Origin of the sequence: Halolamina salina (assembly GCF_042678005.1) — an archaeon.
Lineage (GTDB): Archaea > Halobacteriota > Halobacteria > Halobacteriales > Haloferacaceae > Halolamina > Halolamina salina.
The window spans coordinates 1-20,315 of record NZ_JBHUDH010000150.1; the positions used below are offsets into that span (position 1 = coordinate 1).

General features: G+C 66.3%; 21 protein-coding genes and 1 tRNA gene. 10 read left to right on the top strand and 12 right to left on the bottom strand.

The genetic code is table 11. The annotated features are described in order from the left end of the window. Window positions 1–67: 67 nt before the first annotated feature. Complete coding sequence (locus ACFR9S_RS12725) at window positions 68–535, bottom strand: 30S ribosomal protein S15 (RefSeq protein ID WP_379730438.1); 468 nt, start codon at window positions 533–535, stop codon at window positions 68–70. A gap of 320 nt (window positions 536–855) precedes the next feature. On the opposite strand from ACFR9S_RS12725, the gene ACFR9S_RS12730 reads away from it, so the two are divergent. From ACFR9S_RS12730 to ACFR9S_RS12745, 4 genes are all read left to right on the top strand, one after another. Continuing rightward, the gene (locus ACFR9S_RS12730; RefSeq protein WP_379818818.1) at window positions 856–1,065 is read left to right on the top strand and encodes a hypothetical protein; all 210 of its coding nucleotides are present in this window, start codon (window positions 856–858) and stop codon (window positions 1,063–1,065) included. A 124-nt stretch (window positions 1,066–1,189) separates the two neighbouring features. Then, a tRNA-Ala gene (locus ACFR9S_RS12735) sits at window positions 1,190–1,261 on the top strand. A gap of 478 nt (window positions 1,262–1,739) precedes the next feature. Continuing rightward, a complete protein-coding gene (locus tag ACFR9S_RS12740) occupies window positions 1,740–3,155 on the top strand; it encodes an SIS domain-containing protein (RefSeq protein ID WP_379730440.1) in 1,416 nt (471 codons plus the stop codon). Between the two features lie 41 nt (window positions 3,156–3,196). Continuing rightward, window positions 3,197–3,838 (top strand): class I SAM-dependent methyltransferase, encoded by a 642-nt coding sequence (locus tag ACFR9S_RS12745; protein WP_379730441.1) that lies wholly within the window; start codon window positions 3,197–3,199, stop codon window positions 3,836–3,838. A gap of 28 nt (window positions 3,839–3,866) precedes the next feature. On the opposite strand, the gene ACFR9S_RS12750 is transcribed toward ACFR9S_RS12745, so the two are convergent. Continuing rightward, on the bottom strand, window positions 3,867–4,409 hold the full coding sequence (locus ACFR9S_RS12750; protein ID WP_379730442.1) for a hypothetical protein: 543 nt from the start codon (window positions 4,407–4,409) through the stop codon (window positions 3,867–3,869). Window positions 4,410–4,541: 132 nt separating this feature from the next. Continuing rightward, window positions 4,542–4,961 carry a hypothetical protein gene (locus ACFR9S_RS12755; RefSeq protein WP_379730443.1) on the bottom strand — a complete coding sequence of 140 codons (420 nt, stop codon included), beginning with the start codon at window positions 4,959–4,961 and terminating at the stop codon, window positions 4,542–4,544. A 417-nt stretch (window positions 4,962–5,378) separates the two neighbouring features. On the opposite strand from ACFR9S_RS12755, the gene ACFR9S_RS12760 reads away from it, so the two are divergent. Next, window positions 5,379–5,564, top strand: coding sequence for a DUF7333 family protein (locus ACFR9S_RS12760; RefSeq protein ID WP_379730444.1), 186 nt, complete (start codon window positions 5,379–5,381; stop codon window positions 5,562–5,564). 157 nt (window positions 5,565–5,721) lie between these two features. After that, window positions 5,722–6,801, top strand: a complete 1,080-nt coding sequence (locus ACFR9S_RS12765; RefSeq protein WP_379730445.1) for an aminopeptidase — start codon at window positions 5,722–5,724, stop codon at window positions 6,799–6,801. 27 nt (window positions 6,802–6,828) lie between these two features. Here the strand turns inward: ACFR9S_RS12765 and ACFR9S_RS12770 are convergent, their stop codons facing one another. Beyond that, the gene (locus tag ACFR9S_RS12770) at window positions 6,829–7,695 is read right to left on the bottom strand and encodes a winged helix-turn-helix domain-containing protein (RefSeq protein WP_379818819.1); all 867 of its coding nucleotides are present in this window, start codon (window positions 7,693–7,695) and stop codon (window positions 6,829–6,831) included. A gap of 300 nt (window positions 7,696–7,995) precedes the next feature. On the opposite strand from ACFR9S_RS12770, the gene ACFR9S_RS12775 reads away from it, so the two are divergent. Next, a complete protein-coding gene (locus tag ACFR9S_RS12775) occupies window positions 7,996–8,775 on the top strand; it encodes a cytochrome b family protein (RefSeq protein ID WP_379730447.1) in 780 nt (259 codons plus the stop codon). 7 nt (window positions 8,776–8,782) lie between these two features. Here the strand turns inward: ACFR9S_RS12775 and ACFR9S_RS12780 are convergent, their stop codons facing one another. Further along, window positions 8,783–9,433: a helix-turn-helix domain-containing protein gene (locus tag ACFR9S_RS12780; protein ID WP_379730448.1), complete on the bottom strand. Its 651-nt coding sequence runs from the start codon at window positions 9,431–9,433 to the stop codon at window positions 8,783–8,785. A 91-nt stretch (window positions 9,434–9,524) separates the two neighbouring features. Here ACFR9S_RS12780 and ACFR9S_RS12785 point away from each other — a divergent pair, with 91 nt between their 5' ends. After that, the gene (locus ACFR9S_RS12785; protein ID WP_379818820.1) at window positions 9,525–10,970 is read left to right on the top strand and encodes a cytochrome P450; all 1,446 of its coding nucleotides are present in this window, start codon (window positions 9,525–9,527) and stop codon (window positions 10,968–10,970) included. Between the two features lie 10 nt (window positions 10,971–10,980). Here the strand turns inward: ACFR9S_RS12785 and ACFR9S_RS12790 are convergent, their stop codons facing one another. The 4 genes from ACFR9S_RS12790 to ACFR9S_RS12805 all read right to left on the bottom strand — a co-directional run bounded on the left by ACFR9S_RS12790 (window position 10,981) and on the right by ACFR9S_RS12805 (window position 17,040). Beyond that, window positions 10,981–11,640 carry an RAD55 family ATPase gene (locus tag ACFR9S_RS12790; protein ID WP_379730450.1) on the bottom strand — a complete coding sequence of 220 codons (660 nt, stop codon included), beginning with the start codon at window positions 11,638–11,640 and terminating at the stop codon, window positions 10,981–10,983. Further along, window positions 11,637–12,227 (bottom strand): response regulator, encoded by a 591-nt coding sequence (locus tag ACFR9S_RS12795; protein ID WP_379818821.1) that lies wholly within the window; start codon window positions 12,225–12,227, stop codon window positions 11,637–11,639. The genes ACFR9S_RS12790 and ACFR9S_RS12795 overlap by 4 nt, the downstream gene beginning before the upstream one ends. A 58-nt stretch (window positions 12,228–12,285) precedes the next feature. After that, complete coding sequence (locus ACFR9S_RS12800) at window positions 12,286–15,312, bottom strand: PAS domain S-box protein (RefSeq protein WP_379730452.1); 3,027 nt, start codon at window positions 15,310–15,312, stop codon at window positions 12,286–12,288. 90 nt (window positions 15,313–15,402) lie between these two features. Beyond that, window positions 15,403–17,040 (bottom strand): SufS family cysteine desulfurase, encoded by a 1,638-nt coding sequence (locus ACFR9S_RS12805; RefSeq protein ID WP_379730453.1) that lies wholly within the window; start codon window positions 17,038–17,040, stop codon window positions 15,403–15,405. A gap of 105 nt (window positions 17,041–17,145) precedes the next feature. On the opposite strand from ACFR9S_RS12805, the gene ACFR9S_RS12810 reads away from it, so the two are divergent. Next, entirely contained in the window at window positions 17,146–17,496 is a 351-nt protein-coding gene (locus ACFR9S_RS12810; RefSeq protein WP_379730454.1) for a hypothetical protein, read from the top strand. Here ACFR9S_RS12810 and ACFR9S_RS12815 read toward each other — a convergent pair whose 3' ends face one another. From ACFR9S_RS12815 to ACFR9S_RS12825, 3 genes are read right to left on the bottom strand one after another with little or no spacing between them, the layout of a single operon-like run. Next, entirely contained in the window at window positions 17,497–17,763 is a 267-nt protein-coding gene (locus ACFR9S_RS12815) for a hypothetical protein (RefSeq protein ID WP_379730455.1), read from the bottom strand. 2 nt (window positions 17,764–17,765) lie between these two features. Then, a complete protein-coding gene (locus tag ACFR9S_RS12820) occupies window positions 17,766–18,044 on the bottom strand; it encodes a ubiquitin-like small modifier protein 1 (RefSeq protein WP_379730456.1) in 279 nt (92 codons plus the stop codon). Continuing rightward, the gene (locus tag ACFR9S_RS12825; RefSeq protein WP_053948046.1) at window positions 18,041–18,424 is read right to left on the bottom strand and encodes a hypothetical protein; all 384 of its coding nucleotides are present in this window, start codon (window positions 18,422–18,424) and stop codon (window positions 18,041–18,043) included. The genes ACFR9S_RS12820 and ACFR9S_RS12825 overlap by 4 nt, the downstream gene beginning before the upstream one ends. 167 nt (window positions 18,425–18,591) lie before the next feature. Here ACFR9S_RS12825 and ACFR9S_RS12830 point away from each other — a divergent pair. Beyond that, the coding region (locus ACFR9S_RS12830; RefSeq protein WP_379818822.1) for an aldehyde ferredoxin oxidoreductase family protein at window positions 18,592–20,315 on the top strand (1,724 nt) is incomplete at its 3' end.

Sequence of the window (20,315 nt, forward strand, 5' to 3'; positions counted from 1 at the left end):
CCCGAACGAACGGGGCCGCCGACAGGGTCTCGGCGAGTGGCTCCTCGACTGGGCGCGCTTTCGACATTTAGCCTTCGAGGATCTCTTCGGCGGTCTCGTAGTCGTACTCGAAGTCGGCGTCGAGCTCGTCGCCCTGGTAGTAGTTGACCAGGCGACGGATCTTGGACTCGGTGTTCTGCAGGGCGCGCTTGTTCTGGGCGTCCTGCGGGTTCCGGTCCATGTGCTTGCGCAGGCGGACTGCGCGCTCCATCAGGTTCCGCAGATCCTCGGGGAGGTCGGAATCGGCGTCGTTCTCCTCCAGGATCTCGGTGACTTTCTTCCCGGTCGCCAGTTTGACGTCCGGGATGGGCGTGCCCTTCACGCCCTCGTCGCGCAGTTTCAGGCCGATCTGACTGGGGTCGTGGCCCTGCTCTGCGAGTTCGACGACGCGGGATTCGATCTCCTCGGCGTCGACGTCGCTCCACTCCGGCGGCTCGTCTGCCACGGGGGCGTCCGAACCGGACGACCCGCGGCGGCGTGTATGCATTCGTGCCATTGTCTGAGTTGGAACGGCACTGACCGCGAAAAGACCGACTACACGTCGGTACACTTCCGCAATCCCAAGCTCGGTCGGTCCGAGCGAGTCAGATTTGCGGCCGTGCTGTTCCCATCGGGGAGTGGCCGGCGAGGGGCTTAATGGCTTTCCATCCGCGTCGACAGCGCCGGCCACCTGTCACTCGGTCGCATCCGGTTCCGAGAGAGAATTCGCTTGGGCGACTCTACAGACATGAAATAGCGGCAATATTGATGGAACAATTAGGTTTATTAATTACTGCAGCAACTGGTGTAGTAGTTGGCATAAGCCAACATACACCAATGAAAGCAACACTACTCAGATTCCTAGTGATCGTCTCGCTGCTCGGTCTCGCAGTCAGTGGTGGCGCCGTTGCTGCTCCTGCCGATGCCACGACCTCGGTGACGGAGTCGATCGAGGACCCGACGGTGGAGAGTTCCACCGACGAGGTCACGACGAACGGCTGTTACCAGATCGGGTTCGGCCAAGTTTCCTACATCCGCTGTCCGTGAAGCAGTAACGTTCGGTCGGGGGAGCCTACCCCCGACGTTGCGGTGCACCACCGACCGCGAGACAGCATCGAGATCAGTTTCGAAGCCCTTAATTACTGGACAGCGGTATCATCGAGTGCAGCGAGGGCTCGTAGATCAGTGGTAGATCATCCCCCTGGCACGGGGAAGGCCCGGGGTTCAAATCCCCGCGAGTCCACTCCTTTCGTTCCTTCCCTTCGCTCGCGAGACCCCCGCGAGTCCGCTCGAATTTTACCGGAGTGCAGAGGATCGCCCGTTCAGCTACCATCCAGAGCCGTGTTTTCGCCGGAATCGGTTTTCAGCAGACTCCATCTCCAGAGAGGTAGCTCCCCAGTGGAGTGTCGGGTCGCCGCCGTCTGGTCCTGTGCTCAGGGGACGGAGGTGCGCCGCGCTCGAAGAGGAGAGGTGTGAGCCATGCGCCGCGGTCGCTACCCAGGGGTCGACTTCGGCGCGTGCTCGTTCGAGGCCGCCTACTGTGTCCCTTGGCACGCTGCCGTCGGCGATATCACCTACATGCATTAAGCCGCTGAAGTCTGTCGGTTTCTCGCCGTATTACGGACCGACGACGACGGTAATCCGGCAGGGAAGAGAATTCGTGATCTCCTTTCAGGTAACAGTTATGTATGCGATCACAGTAGTGTGCGCCGGAGCACTGCATGCCGAACCTCACACTCCCGTTGGATCCGGACGTGTACGACTGGGTGGCTGCCCAAGCAGCCGAGAATAACCAGACGAAGGAGGCCTTTGCGGAGTCGCTCATCGAGGCTTGGTACCGACAGCAGTCGAGTCGCTCCGAACAGGTTCTCAGACACTTCAGAGAGGACCTAATTACCGGGCTCGACCCCGACGATCCGAACAGCATCTATCAGGGGATCCTCGACACCACCTGGGAGGCCCTCGTAGACGACGATCGTCGCACCCAGGTCCAAGACGCACTGCTGAATGCGGACGGAACCGTCTACCTCACCGGCCAAGGCTCCTCGCTTTCCGTCGCCTACTGGCTGGGTCAGTACCTCTCCTCGAAGGGGGTCGAGACGTACGTGGACACGACCGACCTCGTAGACGTCTCAGTCATCGGGCCCAGCGACACGCTCGTGGGAATCTCCCAGAGTGGCGAAACTTCGAGCGTCGTCAACACGGCGGAAGCCGCCGATGACGTGGGGGTGATGGTGGCGGTGTGCGAACCCGGATCCTCGTTGGTCGGGACCGCGGACGTTCACGTCCCCGTCGTTCCGATCGGAGATCCGCAGGACGAGGGAAGCATCGACCGTCACGTCGACGAATACGCGGTTAAGAGCCTCTACGCACAGCTCACGACGCTTCACACAGTCCTCGAGATGGGGGGTGCCCCCTCGAAGTCGGCCCTGCAGTCGCGGTTCGCGGACCTCTCGAGTTGGGTAAGCCAGCAGTTCTCCGAGACGGGGGGACTGACCAACGAGAGCGACTTCGCCCAAGTGGCTTCGGAGATTCAGGAGGATAGTGACGTCCCCGCTATCCGTCCGGCCGGCGACGCCGGCCAGGGTGGCGCCCAGATCGCGCCCATCGTCGCATCGCTCGGGGCTGGGCATGCCTACGGATACGAGATGGCGCTCAAACTCACAGAACTACTGCACGTGAACGCCGCCCACGAGGATGTCGGCTCCATCAAGGACCGGTTGCTCAACGTCCTCTACCAGAACCGCGGGTACCTCCTGACGATCATCCCACCGTCGGAGGACCCAGAAGTCAAGCAGCGCCGACTCGACTATCTCGACGGAAACTCTCACTCCATCAACAACATGCTGGCAACCGAACGGCGCTACCCACGTCCGTTCCGGCTCGTGATGCTCGCCTTCGGTGAACTCACCGAGGAGGAGGCCAGTCTCCGTGGCAAGGGGGCCTGGGGCCGGGCCGGAACTATCCAAGTCTCGCCCGACCTGAGCGGCGGTGTCGACTCTATCTCGTCGGCTCCGCTCCCGACACAGGATCTGTTCGTCTACGCGGCGCTGCACCTGTACGTCCTTGCGCTGCTGGAAGCCAGCGAAGAGCGGGCCGACGAACAACCGATCGACGAAACGTACCGCGATAACTAGTAAGATGTTTGCCCCGTGGCGAGAATCCACGAACAAGAACAATGAGCCCCGATGATTCTCTACAAGAGGAGTACTTCGACGAAAAGTTCGAGGAGGAGGACCCTTGGTCGTTCCGGAGTTCGAGCTACGAGCAGGAAAAGTACCGCCGGCAGACCCGAGTCGCCGAAGAGCGCCTTACGGACGTGGACCGCATCCTCGAGTTCGGCTGTGCAGAGGGGGCGCACTCGGAGATGCTGCTCGACCGGTTTCCTGACGCGGAGTTGCTCGGCATCGACGTCGCCGAGGACGCGGTCGAGCGTGCACGCGAGTCGGTCGGGGAGGAACGGGCGGAGTTCATCGCGGGTGACGCGGTCGAGCGTGTCGACGAGTTCGGTGGCGGCTTCGACTTGGTCGTCTGGAGTGAGACCATCTACTACATGGGCAACCAGCTTAGCGTCCCCGAGATGAACGAGTACATCCAGACTGTATTCGACTTGATGACCGACGGTGGACTCGTCGTGATGGCGAACATCATCGGCCAAGAGGGGAGCGAGGAGGACCGACTCACCCGACCCGAGGTCTTAGACGCGTACTACGGGATGCTCGGTGCACACGGCGAGGAAGTGAGTCGCGAGGTCTTCGTCGAAGCAAAATCGGAGTCGGGCGAGACCCACGAGTACGAGATCCGGGCCTTCCGGGCGTAAACTGGGCTCGCTCCTCAGGCACTCCGACTCAGAGCAACGCCCCAGCCAGCAGTTGCAGGCCGAATCCCAGTACTAGGAGGACTGCACCGACGCGCAGGAAGGTGCGTTCGATGATCTTATCGAGGAAATCCTGGATCTGCGGGCGGGTACCTTTGATGCGAACCACGGACGCGGTTTCTTCACTACCGATGTCGATAGTGTTGACCGTCCAGGGGCGGCTCTGATGCGAGAACTCCACGCTGGTCGCTTCCACCCCGTAGTTCTCTGCGATCTGTGCGGCTACGCGACTGAACGCGTCGTCCTCCGAGTTGAGGGTCGGGTTGTTCGGGATGTCCGTTTTGAGCCGCTCGACGGCTGCCAGGGAGCGGAACGGTTCGGATGGGATCGCCAACAAAGGGCTCTCGATCGCTCGTAAGTACGGTGCGAGCAGGACCAGCGCCCCGCAGAGGTCGAGAAACAGTCCGACTCTTTCCGGTGGAAAGAGGTAGAGTGCCGCCGCGAACGCGAGGCTTACTGCGACCCAGACAGCCGCATCCGACGACCGGTTCGGAATCTGGACGGAATCGAGCACATCGTCGTGGAGCGACCGCACCCACAATACGTTTCTGTCTCGTGAGGGTTACGACAGGCCCTACTTACGAACTCTCGCAGGCACCGCCTCAGCCGTCCTCCGGACGCGGTGCCGACGTCCGACCGTCGCCGATCAGAGACGCCGTTTCGTCTCTTCTGACGGATCCTTCACACCCACGTGTGCTCCCATCATGACGACCGAAGTCATCATGACCACCACCGGGAGTACCAGTAGTGGCGGTGTCGCCACGAACAGTACCGTGCCGATAAACGCGAGTACGAACCCTATGACTCCATGCAGTAGTCGGATCGATATCTGCCGGACGGACACGTACGTGTACACGTTCAGCGTCTCGAACGGTCCCCAGGAATCCCGATCCGGATGGTCGCGGATATCCGCCAGTGGAGCTAACAGTAGGACCGCTGTGTACATGCTCCAGACGAGTGCTCCGACGACCCACAGTACGGTGGCACCCAAAAACGAATCACCAACCAGTGGGATATCCGCGAAGACCGCGAAAATGGGTAACTGAGCGAGCAGTACGAGCAGCACCGCACTGAGAGTTGCCGTGCGTGAATCTTGGATCCGCTTCGATGTCGATACGAATTCCATAGGTGATGTACTGCGGTGTGAGTCAGACCTCTGCCACGATCGCCAGTTGGGTTTGGTCGATTCGGGTCTCTGTTTCAGCGCGGCGCGTTTGTACTAACGATGGCATCACCTGCGATGAATTTTTGCATTGCTGTCCCATCGCTGTTCCCGTTCTCTTGTTTCTCTCCGTCGGTTCCGGTGGTTCCTACGGCCGACTCAGCGAGCTGGTTCAAGTACATTCCTCGAGGGCGGCGGCCAAGACGATCCTGATGACGACGGCGCCGACGATTTCGATACAGCTCATCGGCGCGAACCCATCCTCAGCGTCCCTCCCTCCGCTTCCTCAACCGATTTGTTCGTTCAGCCACAACAGCCGCTATGGAGTTCGACTTCACGCGCTCGGTCGCCCCGCTCGTCGTGATCGTCGCTGTCGCGACGGTCGCGCTCACGTCGATGATGACCCCCTCGACGGTGTTCATGATGGTCCTGCCGTCGATGATCGTCTTCTCGGTCGTCGCGTTCTTCCTCGGACTGAAACACGGGGAGTTCCGCGCCCGTCAGTAGCGGAGAACGAGCGATCGACCCCACCGGTCGCGGGCAGTCCACTTCTTTCACACCCTCCAACGTCCTCCGACAGCCGCCTGCCGGCGTCGCGTATCGAACCTCTTACAGAAACATCGTTCTGACACCTTTTTCGTACCCCGCCGTCCACCACGCTCTCATGGACGACCGTATCCAGCGACACGCGGAGATCCTCGTCGACCACTGCACCGACGTTTCCGCCGGCGAGAACGTCGCCGTCAGCGGGCCGCCGGTGGCCGAGGAGCTGCTGATCGCCGTCGCCGAAAAGCTCGGTGAGGTCGGCGCGAACGCGTCGACTCGGCTGGTCAGCCAGCGGGCGAGCCGGGCGTACCGGCGGGCGATCGACCCCGACGACGTCGAGCTCTCCGAGCACGTCCTCGCGATGGCCGAGGAGACCGACGTGATGATCAACGTCGGCGGCGCGACCAACACCCACGAGACGGGCGACGTGGACCCCGAGACGAACGCGGCGTTCGCCGCGGCCAACAAGGCCGTTCAGGAGGCGCGCATGGGGAGTCGGTGGGTCACGACCGCGTTCCCCGCCCCCGGCAACGCGCAGGATGCGGAGATGTCGACGCCGGCCTACGAGGAGTTCGTCTGGTCGGCCATCGACAAGGACTGGGAGCAACAGCGGGAGTTCCAGGCCCAGATGGTCGAGATCCTCGAGGACGCGAGCGAGGTCCGGATCGTCTCCGGCGACACGACCGACGTGACGATGCGCGTCGACGGGATGCTCCCCCAGAACGACTACGGCGAGAAGAACATGCCCGGCGGCGAGGTGTACACCGCCCCGATCAAGGACAGCGTCGAGGGGGAGGTGCTGTTCGACAAGCCGCTGATGGCACAGGGCCGAGAGGTCGAGGGCGTCCAGCTCACCTTCGAGGACGGGAAGGTCGTCGACCACGCCGCCGAGAAGAACGAGGACGTACTGACGGAGATGTTGGACACCGACGAGGGCGCGCGCTACCTCGGCGAGCTCGGTATCGGCATGAACCGCGACATCGACCGGTTCACGTACAACATGCTGTTCGACGAGAAGATGGGCGACACCGTCCACATGGCGATCGGCCGCGCCTACGAGTGGACCGTCCCCGAGGACCGCGAGCGCAACGACAGCGCGGTCCACATGGACATGATCGTCGACATGAGCGAGGACTCCCGCATCGAGGTCGACGGCGAGGTCGTCCAGGAGGACGGCACGTTCGTCTTCGAGGAGTGAGCCGTCGGGGGCCGGCGTCCCGCCGACTCAGACCCGTTTGTACTCGACGACGCTGGCCGATCCGTCGACGACGACGGTCAGCGCCTCGCCGTCGATCTCGAAGGTGAGCCGGAGTTTCGGTGGGTCGCGGTCGACGACCGTCGCCTCCGGGTCCAACAGCGACTGGATCTCCCAGACGTACGTCTCCCGGAGGTCGACGCCGGCGTCGTGGAGGAACGAGACGACGGCGGGGTGGTCGAACAGCACTGCCGCGACGTTCAGCCGCGGCTCGGCGCCACACTCCCGACACGTGAACCGAACGTCCAGCTCCGGCCGGAACGTCGTCGCCGTCTCCGACTCGGGGGCCAGCGTCGCGTCCACCCGGCCGTCACAGAGCGTACAGAAGCCGCGGCTCAGGCGTTCGGTCCGCGTCAGGACGTGCTTGCTCACCACCGACGGGAGCCGTTCAGGCTCCGTCGACGCGACGACGATAGGCGGCGTCGACATCTTGACGACCAACTGCTCACACGCCGGACAGTCGACCACGAAGAAGCCGTCGTCGTACGTCGCCTCGGTGGTCTCGCCGCAGTGCATGCAGTCGCCGGCGGGTACGGGTCCCACGTCGGCGGCGTCGGCCGCGCTGAAGCGGCCGGAGATCACGCTCCCGACGGCCTGCCGACCGGCGTAGCTCAGTCGGTAGCCGTCCTCTTTGGTCACGAACGCCGGCTGCAACTGATCCAAGTGGTAGTTGAACGTCCCGGAGTCCTCGACGCCGACTCGGTCCCGGAGCTCGGAGAAGGCAACGGGATTGGGGGCGGCCGCCCAGAGCGCCCGGAGGATGTCGATCCGGACGCCGTTGGCGAGGAGGCCGAACACGTTCTCCGCGCCGTCCGGGGTGCGGCGTTCGAGAGCCATGGCGCCGACGTTCCGCCTCGCCGACAATCAGTATTCTGGAACCGCCTCACGGCGGCGGCCGATCGGGGCACACCGCGTTCCGACAGTCCTCGCTCCGGGCGATTTGTGTGTATGTTTCCCAATAGTAGAATGACGAACAGGAAATCGTTCCTGCGAGCGCTTACGGTCCCCCGGCCCGTACCGACTTCGCGGGAGAACTCGCAGCAGGAACCCCGTTCGGCCCTCCACCGAGGTCCACGCTGAACGCACCGGCCGGCGCCGTCGAGTAACGGCGTTCGAACCACCCGACCCTCCACAGCGATGCCAGAGAACACACCAGACGACCGGACCGACGACGAACCACGAACCGACGGCGCGGGGACGAACGTCGTCCCGCCGGACGACGACACGCCGACGTGGAGCGAACGTAAGACCCGGCGGGCGGGACTCCCTCGCCTCACCTACGAGTACTTCGAGCGAGCACGGCGCGAGGATCAGGACCTGCGTCAGGAGTCCACCTACGTCGAGCGCGACGTGCTCGCGTTCCCGACGTGGCCCCACGAACTGATCCGCAACCTCGCGCTGACGAGCTTCTTCGTGGGGATGTTGCTGCTGTTGGCGGCGACGCTGCCGCCACACATCGGCGACCCCGCGAACCGAAGCGTGACGCCGGCGATCATCTTGCCCGACTGGTACCTCTACTGGTCGTTCGGCCTCCTGAAGCTCGGCCCGCTGAACCCCGATCTGGCCGTTCTCGGCGGCGAGAAGGTGGTGAGCGACAAGACCTACGGCGTGTTGGCGAACGTCGTCGTGGTCGGAACGATGGCGATGGTCCCGTTCCTCAACAAGGGGAGCGCCCGTCGCCCGGTCGAACAGCCGTTCTGGGCGGCGGTGGGCGTCGGCGGGACCGTGTTCGCGTTCACGATCGCGGTGTACTCCGCGAAGAACCTCGTGCCGATGTCCCCGACGCTGCTGTTCGATCTCACGTTCATCCTCCCGCTCGTGGCGGCGGCGATCAGCTACGCGGTGCTGAAGACGATGCGCGAGGGGTACATGTACGACCTCAACCGTCGCTACTACCGGCTCCGGCCGCCGAAGTGATCGGCCCTCACTCGGCCAGAAACGCGTCCACCAACGCCGCTTCCGCTTTCCGCAGATGGGCGCCCGCTGTCGACGACGAACAGCCGAGTTCGGCGGCGACGTCCGCGACCGCGCCCGTCCGCGGCACGTCGTAGTACCCCACCCGTTGAGCGGCCCGCAACGCCTCCCGCTGGCGGTCGGTCAGGTCGACGCCCGCGAGTCGGCGCCCGCCGGCGTAGGGTCCGAGCCGTTCGACGTCGGCATCGATCGGGTCCGGAACCGACTCGAGCGCGCCACGAAGCTGTGCCGGCGGCCCGACGACGCCGAAGGAGAGCCGGCCGCCCGACCGGTAGACGATCGGCGGCACCGAGAGGAACTCCGTGTCCGTGAACGCGCCGAGGAACGACTCCAGCGGCCCGCCGAGCCGCTCGTGGGCCTTGAGGTAGAACTCGCTGTCGCCGGGCGCCGTCTCGAACCGATCGATCGAATCGATCCCGCGCAGTCGGTCGAGGTACGGCTCCCGCGGCGCGGTCACGCGGAACAGCGTCACCAGCGTTTCGTCGGGCAGTCGTCGCCAGGTCAGGAGCTCCGAGCGCCACTCCTCCCCCTCGTCGAGGTAGGCGTGCATCGGGTGTCTGAGGGCGGGCGGGAACCGGAACTGGACGTGGGCGTACCGCATGTCGCGACCGTGGGGCGCCACGGCCTTCACTTTTGAAGACACGGATACGTCCGTGCGAACCGTCAGCCGTCCCGCTCCCCGACCGACAGCTATGACCGAGACAGTGCCCGACGGCGAGCGCGACCGGGAGCCGGAGAGGCCGGCCGACGGCGATCCGTCGGCCACGAAACCGCCGGGGCCGGACGGCCTCCCGGTGCTGGGTAACGTCCACTCGCTGGCCGACGACGCGCTGGCGTTCTACGAGCGCCAGTCGGCGGAGTACGGCGGCCTCGCCCGGTACAACGTGTTCGGGACTGAGGCCTACGTCGTCAGCGACCCGGCGGCGATCAAGCGAATCCTCGTCGACGATCACGACCGGTACGTCAAGGGGGAGATGCCCCGGGAGCAGCTCGGCCGGCTGCTCGGTCAGGGGCTGTTCCTCGCCGAGGGCGAGCGGTGGCGCGAGCAGCGAACCGCCGTCCGGTCGGCGTTCTTCCGCGAGCGGATCGAGGCGTACGGCGACTCGATGGTCGAGCACGCGCGGGCGACCGCGGACTCGTGGCGCGACGGCGACGTGATCGACGTACACGCGGTGGCCACCGACTACGCGTTCTCGGTGCTCGCCGAGAGCCTCCTCGGCGATGACATCGACGCCGAGCGTGAACCAGTCCGTGCGGCCGCCGAGAGCATCACCGAACGGTTCGACACCTCGCGACTGGGGTCGTTCCTGCCCGAGTGGGTGCCGACGCCGACCCGGCGACGCTACCACCGGCGCCTCGACACGCTCCGGGCGACGATCCGCGATCTCGTCGCCGAGCGACGCGCTGCGGAGCCGCCATCGAACCCACGCAAGGCCGACGACCTGCTCGGGACGCTCGTCGCGGCCGCGGAGATGGGCGCCATCGACGACGAGGAGCTGGTGGACAACGCCGTGACGTTCCTGTTCGCCGGCCACGAGACGAGCGCGTTGGGGCTGACGTACACGCTCTACTGTCTCGCCGGCCGGCCCGAGATGCAGGAGCGGGTCCGTGAGGAGGTGACCGCGTTCGACGACGACCCGACGGCGGCCCAGATCCGCGACTGCCCCACGCTGACCGCGGCTGTCGACGAGGCGCTCCGCCGCTACCCGCCGGTCCACTCGTTCTTCCGCGAACCGACCGAACCCGTCGAGCTCGGGGGCTACCGAATCCCCGCCGGCGTCGTGCTCACGCTCTCGCCGTGGACGGTCCACCGCGACGAACAGTGGTGGGACGACCCCGAAAGCTATCGCCCCGAGCGCTGGCTCATCGAGGTCGACGGCGAGGTCGTCCACGGCGACGACAGTTCCGGCCCCGCGATCGGCGAGCGCCCGGAGTACGCCTACTTCCCGTTCGGCGGCGGCCCGCGTCACTGCATCGGGATGCGGTTCGCCCGGCAGGAGCTCCGGCTCGCGACCGCGACGCTGCTCCGGCGGTTCGTGTTCGAACGGGAGACCGAGGACCTGTCGCTGCAAGCGAGTGCGAACACCCGTCCCGCGGAACCGGTCCGACTGCGGCTCCGCGAGCGGGCGCCCGAGTGACGGCGGCGGCTCAGTCGATCGCGTGCCAGGAGCGCGATGCGCCCGGCAGCCCCTTCACCCGGACCTCGCGGCCGTCCTCGGTCTCCCTGAGTTCGACTACGCAGTCGAACTCGCTGGTGACGGTGTTGGTCGTCTTGGGGTCGTGGGAGACGCTGTCGAGCGTGAACACGCCCAGCCCGCCGGTGTCCTCGATTCGGGAGGTGTAGATGTGGAGGAACTTGAACACCGTCTGGAGGTCGAGGTACTGGATCAGCGTCGAGATCGACACCAGCCCGTGCCGGACCTCCGAGATGTTCTGCCTCGAGAACCGCTGGAGCAGCTTCGCGGTGCCGATGCTGATCCCGGTCAGGTCGCCGGGCGAGGAGACGCGTTCGGTCGCGATCTCGCGGATGGTCTGTTGGCTGTCGCTCCCCGAGCAGTCGACGATCGCGACCCGATCCCGGTCCAGCGTGGGGACCTGCCGCTCGAACTCGTCGAGCATCGTCGACGCCGACGCGCTGGTCGTCACACACAGCACGCCCTCCCCCTCCTCGTGGCCGACCGCCAGCAGCTTGAAGGCGAGTTCGCGTTTCCCGACCATCGGCGGCCCGGTGATCAGCACGTTCGTCCCGGCCGGTAGCTCCGCGATCATCTCGTCGGGGAGCACGTCGTCGATGTCGTACACGCTCATTCGCCTTCCCCCTCGCCGTTCATGATCTCGCGGACGGCGCCGACGAACGCCGTGTCCGACGCCATATCCCCCAGCTCCTCGTCGACGGCGTCGCGTTTGGCCTCGATCCGGTCGGTGAGCGCCGAGTACTCCTCGCTCGCCTCGAGCTCCGCCTCGCTTTTCTCGGTCTGGAGCGCGCTCTGCCGTGCGACAAGCGAGTAGTACTCCTGGAGGTCGCTGTCGAGTTCGGCCCGGCCGACCAACCGCTCGATCGTCTCGAACAGCTCCTCACGGTCGGGCGGCTTGGTGAGATAGGCGTCGAACCCCATCTCCACGATGTCGAAGTCGGGGTCGACCGCCGACACCATCGCCACGCGGCAGTCGATCCCCCGGTCGCGGATCTCACGGAGCACCTCCTCGCCGGACATCTCGGGCATCATCCGGTCCAGCAGCACCACGTCGCCCGACTCCTCGAGTTCGTCCATCGCCTCCGCCCCGTCGGCGGCCACGCGGACGTCGTACGTCGACTCCAGCCAGCGCCGATACGTCTCGGCGACGTCCGGCTCGTCTTCGACGACGAGGACGACCGGCGGACCGGTGTCAGTCATGGGGTACCATCCCGCGGCCACACGCATATAGGTGGTCACTCGGGCGGCGGACACGGCGTTACGCCCTCGAGCCCTCGTCGAGGCCGACGAGCCGGACCACGAACGTCGCGCCGCCGGCGTCGTTGTCCTCGATCCGGATCTCGCCGCCGTACTCCTCGACCATCGTGTCCGCGAAGAAGAGGCCGAACCCGGAGCCGGTGGATTTGGCGTGGCCCGTCTCGCCGCGCCGGAACACCGTCTCCTTGCGCTCGTCGGGAACCCCTTCGCCGTTGTCGGCGATCCGGACGAACACGTCGTCGCCCGCCCGCTCCACGCTCACCGAGATGCGAAGCCCCTCGGTGTCGTTGTGCTCGATGGCGTTGGTGACGATGTTGCCCAGCACGTCGCCCAGCAGGTCGTTGGCCAACACCGGGACCCCTTGTGGGATGTCGGTCTCGAAGCCGACCTCCGGGTACGTCGAGCGGACGCGGTCGACTTCGTTCCGGAGTTCGGCGCCGAGGTCGATCGGTTCGAGTTGGGGGTCGCCCTCGCCGGTCAGCGTCTCCAGCACGGTCCTGACGCGCTGGACGATGTCGGTCACGTCGTCGCTCCAGCGGAGGATCGTCTCCGCGTCCTGTAGCTGTTCGCCGTCGAGCTCGTCGGCGAGGAACTCCGCGCGCGAACGGATCACTGTGACAGCGTTGAGCACGTCGTGGCGCAGGATCGAGTTGAAGAACTCCATCTGGGCGGTCTGACGTTCGAGCAGCCGCTCGCGCTCGCCGCGGCCGAGCGCGACCTGCGTGTTCGCGGCCAGCAGCTTCGCCAGCGCCACGTCGTTGTCGCTGAACGCGTCGGCCTCGCGGGCCACGATCTTCAACACGCCGTACTCCCCCAGCGGGACGAGGAGTTCGCTCCGGACGGCCGTCTCCGAGTCGTCAAGCTCCGCCCCCGCGTCGAGGTCGTCGACGACGATCGACTCCCCCTCGGCGTACGTCCGCCACGTGGGGCTGTTCCCCCGCGTGTACGTCGGCAGTTCGCCGAACAGCTCCGCGGCTGCGTCGGTGAACACGGCCGGCTCGAGTCGTTCGCGCATCTCGTCGGCCAGCCAGATGCCACTGATGGAGTGGTCGAGCACGCTCTCGGCGGTCTCGACGGCGACCTCGGCCACGTCGCGCTCGTCGCCGGCCTGTACCATCTCCCGGGTCGCGTCGTGGAGCGCGGCGATCTGTCGCTCGTGCTCCTTGCGCTCGGTCACGTCCCGGCTGTTGATCACGAACCCTTCGACGACCGACTCCTCGGGGGGTGTGAGGCCGCGGGACTCCAGCCAGCACCACGAGCCGTCGGCGTGGCGGAAGCGGTACTCGACGACCAGATCCTGCTCGGAGTCCGTGAGCGCCCGCTCGAACGCCGCGGCCACGTCGGCGCGGTCGTCCGGGTGGACGTACTCGAACGCGTTCTGACCGACGAGATCGTCGGGTTCGTACCCCAGAACTCGTCGGGACGAGGGGCTTTGGTACTGGTAGATCCCGTTCGTGTCGAGCACGGTGAGGATGTCGTTGGACTGCTCGACGAACGCCCGGTACCGCTGTTCCTGCTCCTTGCGCTCGGTGATGTCGGTCACCGTGCCGAAGTGGTAGGTGGTGCCCTCGATCTCCGCACAGGTCGTCACCGTCTCGACGGGCACCGCCTCGCCCTCGTAGTCGTAGACGGACTCCTCGGTGCGCGTCTCCCCCTCCGCGAACGACTCCCAGTACGCGGTGAACTCCTCGCGGTCGAGGTCGGGCTTGATCTCCCAGAGCGCCGCCCCCTCGAGCGTTTCCTCGTCGGAGCCGAGTATCTCCGCGAACGCCTCGTTCACGTACTCGAACGCCCCGTCGTCGCCGTAAGCGGCGACGCCGACGCCGATCGTCTCGACCATGGCTTCGAGGAACTCGAGTTCCCACTCGCGCTCCTTGCGCTCGGTGATGTCGCGAACGAACGCGAGCATCCGTAGTTCGCCGCCGATGCGGGTGCGTTTGAGGCTCACCTCGGTCCAGAGGACGCTGCCGTCCGCGCGTTCGAGGGGCCAATCGAACTGCTGTGCGCTCCCTTCGAGCACCTCTCGGATCCGCTCCATCGCCGCCGCCTGTCCGAAGGCGGCGTCGTCGATGCTGATGGTTCCGATTGACGAGCCGGGGAGGCGGTCGGCGTCGTACCCGACCATCTCGGCGAACCGTTCGTTCACCTGCTCCAGCGTGCCCGCCTCGGGGTCGACGATCGCGATGCCGTCCTCGGCCTTGTCGAAGATGTCGCGGTACTCCGCCGGCGTGAGGTCCCACTCGCCCATCCGGGCGCGCTCTGAGACGTCGCGAATGATCCCGATCAGCCGTAGCTCCCCGTCGCGCTCGAACTCGCCGAACGACACCGACACCTGCACCGGCGAGCCGTCCTTGTGGCGCGCGGTGAACGGCAGGTTCGACCAGTCCGTCGTCCGCTCGCCGGTGTCGGCGTACTCCTCGACGGCGTTCAGGTGCCGCTCTCGCAGCCGCTCGGGCATGATCTTCGTCAGCGACTCGCCCTCGAGTTCGGCCGGCGAGTAGCCGAACACGTCCTCGACCGCCGGGTTCGCGAACTGGACCCGACTGTCGCCGTCGATCGTCACGATGGCGTCGGCGGAGTGTTCGGTGATCGCCCGGAACTGCGTCCGGGTCCGCTCGGCCTCCTGCTCCGTCCGGTCGCTCTCGACGGCGTTGGCGATCCGGTTGGCCAGCACCGCGTACTGGCCGGAGCCGCTCTCCTTCTGGAGGTAGTCGGTGACGCCCGCGGAGATCGCCTCGCTCGCGATCGCTTCCGACCCCTTCCCCGTGAACAGGATGAACGGGAGGTCCGGATCGCGGTTGCGGACGGTCTCGAGGAACTCGATACCGTCAGTGTTCGGCATCTCGTAGTCCGAGACCACGCAGTCGAACGCCTCGTCGGCGAGCCGTTCCAGCGCCTCGTCGGCACTGCTGGCCGTCTCGACGACGATACGGTCGTCCTCCCGCTCGAGGAACGTCGCCACTAACTCCGAGAACTCCGGCTGGTCGTCGACGTGGAGGACCCGGATCGAGTCTGCGGAGTGCTGCATCGTAGAGTGCCCCGTTGTCCCAGAGACTCTACGGACAGGGAAAACCGTGTGGGCCGACGGACGAGGCGACGAACGAACGGGAGCGTCCTGCTACGGCGACGAGAGCGTGTCTTCGGCGACGGGACTCCCCGCGAGATACTCCCGGGCGGCCTCCCGGATCACCTCCTCCGGACCGACCACGCACTCCCGGCGGAGGTCCGGAAACTGGCCGTCGAGCATCGCCGCGACCTCCCCCTCCATCTCGGCGGCGTCCTCGACGGTCCGCCCCTCCAGATACTCGCTGATGAGGCTCGCGACCGCCCGGCTCACCGCACAGCTCTCGCTCTCGAAGCCGACGGCCTCGATCGTGCCGTCGGGCGCCACGTCGACGTGGAACTCCCCGTCGTCGCCGCAGGTGGTCTCCTCGGAGGACTTCACCAGCGACGGCTCGGCGAGGCCGCCGTTGTCGGGGCTGCGGTGGTGGTCGTACAGCCGGTCCGCGTAGCGGTCCCGCAGGTGGGCGTCGACTTTCGCCTCGGCGTCGTCGATCGCGTCGAGCAGGCGGTCGATCTCCTCGGTGGTGTTGTAGACGTAGAACGACGCCCGGACCGAGCCGGGCACGTCGAGGCGGTCGTGGAGCGGCTGGGTGCAGTGATCGCCCGCACGGACGGCGATCCCGCGCTCGTTCAGGATCGAGGAGAGGTCGTGGCCGTGGACGCCGTCGACGTTGAAGCTCACCAGCCCGGTCCGCTCCTCGCCCGGGCCGGGACCGTACGTTTCCACGTCGTCCCGCGCCCGGAGGCGTTCGAGCGCGTACTGCGCGAGGCGGTTCTCGTGGTCGCGCACCCACTCCATCCCGAGGTCGTCGAGGTACTCCACCGCGGCCGCGAGCGCGATCCCCTCCGCGATCGGCGGCGTGCCCGCCTCGAACTTCCAAGGCAGCCCGTTCCACGTCGAGCGGTCGAACGTGACGTGCTGGATCATCTCGCCGCCGTAGAGGAACGGCTCCATCCCCTCCAACAGCTCCTTCCGGCCGTAGAGGCCGCCGATCCCGGTCGGCCCGGCCATCTTGTGGCCGGAGAACGCGAAGAAGTCCGCGCCCATCGCCTCCACGTCGACGGGGCGGGTCGGTGCCGACTGGGCGCCGTCGACCACCAGCACCGCGCCCGCGTCGTGGGCCAGATCGGCGAACGTTCGGACGGGGGTGATCGTCCCGAGCACGTTCGAGACGTGCGGGATCGACACCAGTTCCACGTCGTCGTCGATCAGGGACTTGGCGTGCTCCACGTCGACGTGGCCGTCGTCAGTGAGGCCGACGAACCGCAGTTCAGCGCCCGTCCGCTCGGCGACCTGCTGCCACGTCACCAGCGAGGCGTGGTGCTCCATCTCGGTGGTGACGATCGCGTCGCCGGGACCGAACTCGGGGAGGGCGAGGCCGTGGGCGACGAGGTTGATGCTCTCGGTCGTGTTACGGGTGAAGATCATCTCCTCGCGGCCGCCGCCGGCGCCGACGAACTCGGCGACGCGGTCGTGGGCGTCCTCGTACGCCAGCGACGCCTCGTGGCTGAGTTCGTGGATGCCGCGGTGGACGTTGGCGTTGTAGCCGGCGTAGAACTCTTCGAACACCTCGTACACCTGCCGGGGGGTGTGGGTGGTCGCGGCGTTGTCGAGGTACGTGAGCGGTTCGCCGTTCACCTCGCGGTCGAGGACGGGGAAGTCCTCGCGGACGTCGGCGACCTGTGGGGACATGGGACGACTATTCTTTCCAATCGTGTTAAAAGTTCTCGCAGAACGACTCGCGCTGTCGGAGCCGGTTGGGTAACGCCTATGCCCGCCGGCGCCCACCTCCCGCCGATGGACGACGACCGCGCGTTCGCGCTGGAGTCCCGGCTCACCAACCACGGCTGCTACCTCCAATCGATCGCCGTCGAGGACGGCGTGTACCGCCTCAGCTACCAGTCCGCCGCCGCCGACCAGCACGGCGAAATCCCCCACCAGCAGGTCGGCGACGTGGTCAACGACTTCCGCGAACTGTTCGAGCAGCGCGACTGGCCGGTCAGGGACGTGACGGCGACGGTCACCGACCTCGACGACGAGCCGTTGGGCGAGTGGCGCGCCGACGCCGACTGGTTCGCGGCGCTCGACTCGGGAGAGATGAGCGAAGTCGAGTTCTCTCAGCGGGTGCTCGACAGCCTCTCGGGGTAACTACCCGCCCGCCCGCATCGCCTTCCGCGAGAAATCCTCGATCAGTTCCTCGAAGCGATCCTCGCCGAGCGCCTCGTCGGCTTCGAACGCGATCGTGACCTCCGTTAGCTGGAGCGACGGGCCAATACTCACTTTCTCAGCGGAGAGGTCGGCACGCCAGCCGTCGCCCTCGACGGTCGTGTCGTCGACGGCGGTGCCGCCGAGGTTCTCGAGGTAGTTCCGTGCGAGACGGACGGAGATGCCGCGGAACTCCTTGGTCCGCTCCATTTCTACCCGCCCGCCACCGGCGGGAAGATGCTGAGCCGGTCGCCGTCCTCCAGTTCGGTCTCCATCCCGTCGAGGTGCAGCGCCTCGCGCCCGCTCTTGAGGACGTTGATGTGCGGGCGGAGATCGCCGTCCTCGATTAGTTGACCCGCGAGGCCCTCGTACTCGGCTTCCAGATCGTAGAGCGCCTCGCCGATCGTCGTGCCCTCCGGGTACTCCCGCTCGACCACTTTCTGCCCGACGGCTTGCCGGAACGTCGCGAAGAACCGGAGTTCGACGTTCATGACCCTCCGAACCGGATGCCGTCCTCGACGAGTCGCTGATTGCGCCGGCGGTCGAGCGCGTCGCCGAGGTCGTCGTGGTCGTACAACTGGGCGATCAGTTCGGCGTAGAGGTTCCGCCACGAGATGGCGTAGATCGGCGACTGCCCCCACGCCCGAAGCTCCGGGACGAACTCGTCGAACCGCTCCATCCGGCTCTCGAGGCGCTCGACGGCGTCGAGGACGTACCCCACCGCCTCGTCGTCGTCCTCGGCGGCCTCGATGGCGTCGTTGATGCGGCGCTCCCAGCCCGCGACCGCCTCGCGCATGTCCTGTCGCGCGTCGTCGTCGCCGGGCAACGAGTCGAGGATCGGTTCCGGCGCCCCGAGTGAGACCGTCTCCATACCCCCGAGTGGCACGCCGACGCGGATAAAGCTCCCGGCAGGAGAAACCGGCAGAGGGCGGCGGGAATCTCCGGGCCTCACCGCCGAATATTGTAACGGATACCAGTTACACCGTCGTGAGAACGACTAACACCGAACAGACCCTATGTAAGGAACGAGCATTACCTATGACAGATCTCGGCGGCTTCCAAGACCGCGTCGCCCGCATCGATCTCGGTGCCGGTGACGTCGGCTACGAGAGCATCGACGACGAGGACGCCCGCAAGTACATCGGCGCGCGCGGCCTCGGCGTGAAGTACGTGTTCGACAACGGTCCCGACGTCGAACCGCTGGGCGAGGAGAACCTCCTCGCCTTCATGAACGGCCCGCTCACGGGGACCCAGACCCCGATGAGCGGTCGAATCGCCGTCGTCACCAAGTCCCCCCTGACGGGCACCGTAACCGACTCCCACCACGGTGGGTGGAGCGGCGCCCGGCTCAAGTGGGCCGGCTTCGACGGGCTGCTGTTCGAGGGACAGGCCGACGAGCCGGTGTACGCCGTCGTCGAGGACGGCGAGGTCGAACTCCGTGACGCGAGCCACCTCTGGGGCGAGGGCATCCACCACACGATCGACACGCTCGAGGAGGAGGTCGACGGCGCCTACGGCAAGAACCTCTCGGCGATGGCGATCGGTCCCGGCGGCGAGAACGGGGTCCGCTACGCCTGCATCATCAACGAGGACGACCGCGCCTCGGGCCGGGGCGGCACCGGCGCCGTGATGGGCTCGAAGAACCTCAAAGCGGTCGTCGTCAAGTCGGGCACGGAGATGCCCAAGCCGGCCGACCGCGAGACGTTCATGGAGGGCCACAAGGCGGCGATGCAGGCGATTCAGGAGTCCGACGTGACCGCGCCCAACGAGGGCGGGCTCTCGGTGTACGGGACGAACGTCCTGATGAACCTCACCGAGGAGATGGACGGGCTTCCGACCCGGAACGGCCGGTTCACCTCCACCAGCATGGAGGCCGAGGAGGAGCCTGACGAGCCGAACATCGACTCCGAGAAGGTCTCGGGGGAGAACGTCGAGGAGAACATCCTCGTCAACGACCCGACGTGTCACTCCTGTCCGGTGGCCTGCAAGAAGGAGGTCGAGGTCGACGTCCACCACAAGGGGCAGGACCTCAACGTCCGGATGGAGTCCTACGAGTACGAGTCCGCGTGGGCGCTGGGCCCGAACTCGATGACCGACGACCGGGACAAGGTCGCGCTGCTGATCGACCGCTGTAACGACTACGGCATCGACACCATCGACAGCGGGAACATGCTCGCGTTCGCGATGGAGGCGGCCGAGAAGGGGTATCTCGACGAGTTCGACGAAAGCCTCGAGTGGGGCGACGTGGACGCGATGGTCGAGATGCTCGAGAAGATCGCCCACCGCGAGACCGACCTCGCGGACGTGCTCGCGGAGGGGCAGAAGCGCGCAGCCGACGAACTCGACGCCCACGACTGCCGCCTCGACGTGAAGGGGCAGTCGATCGCCGCCTACGACCCGCGCGGCCTGAAGGGGATGGGAATCGGCTACGCGACCTCCAACCGCGGCGCCTGCCACCTGCGCGGCTACACGCCCGCGGCGGAGATCCTCGGCATCCCGGAGAAGGTCGACCCGACCGAGTGGGAGGGGAAGGGCGAACTCACCGCGACGTTCCAGGATCTCCACGCCATCTCGGACTCCTTCGACATCTGCAAGTTCAACGCCTTCGCGGAGGGGGTCGAGGAGTACATCGACCAGTACAACGGGATGACCGGCCGCTCCGTCGGCGAGGAGGAGCTAATGGAGGCCGGTGAGCGCGTGTACAACCTCGAACGCTACTACAACAACCTCGCCGGCTTCGACGGCGAGGACGAATCGCTCCC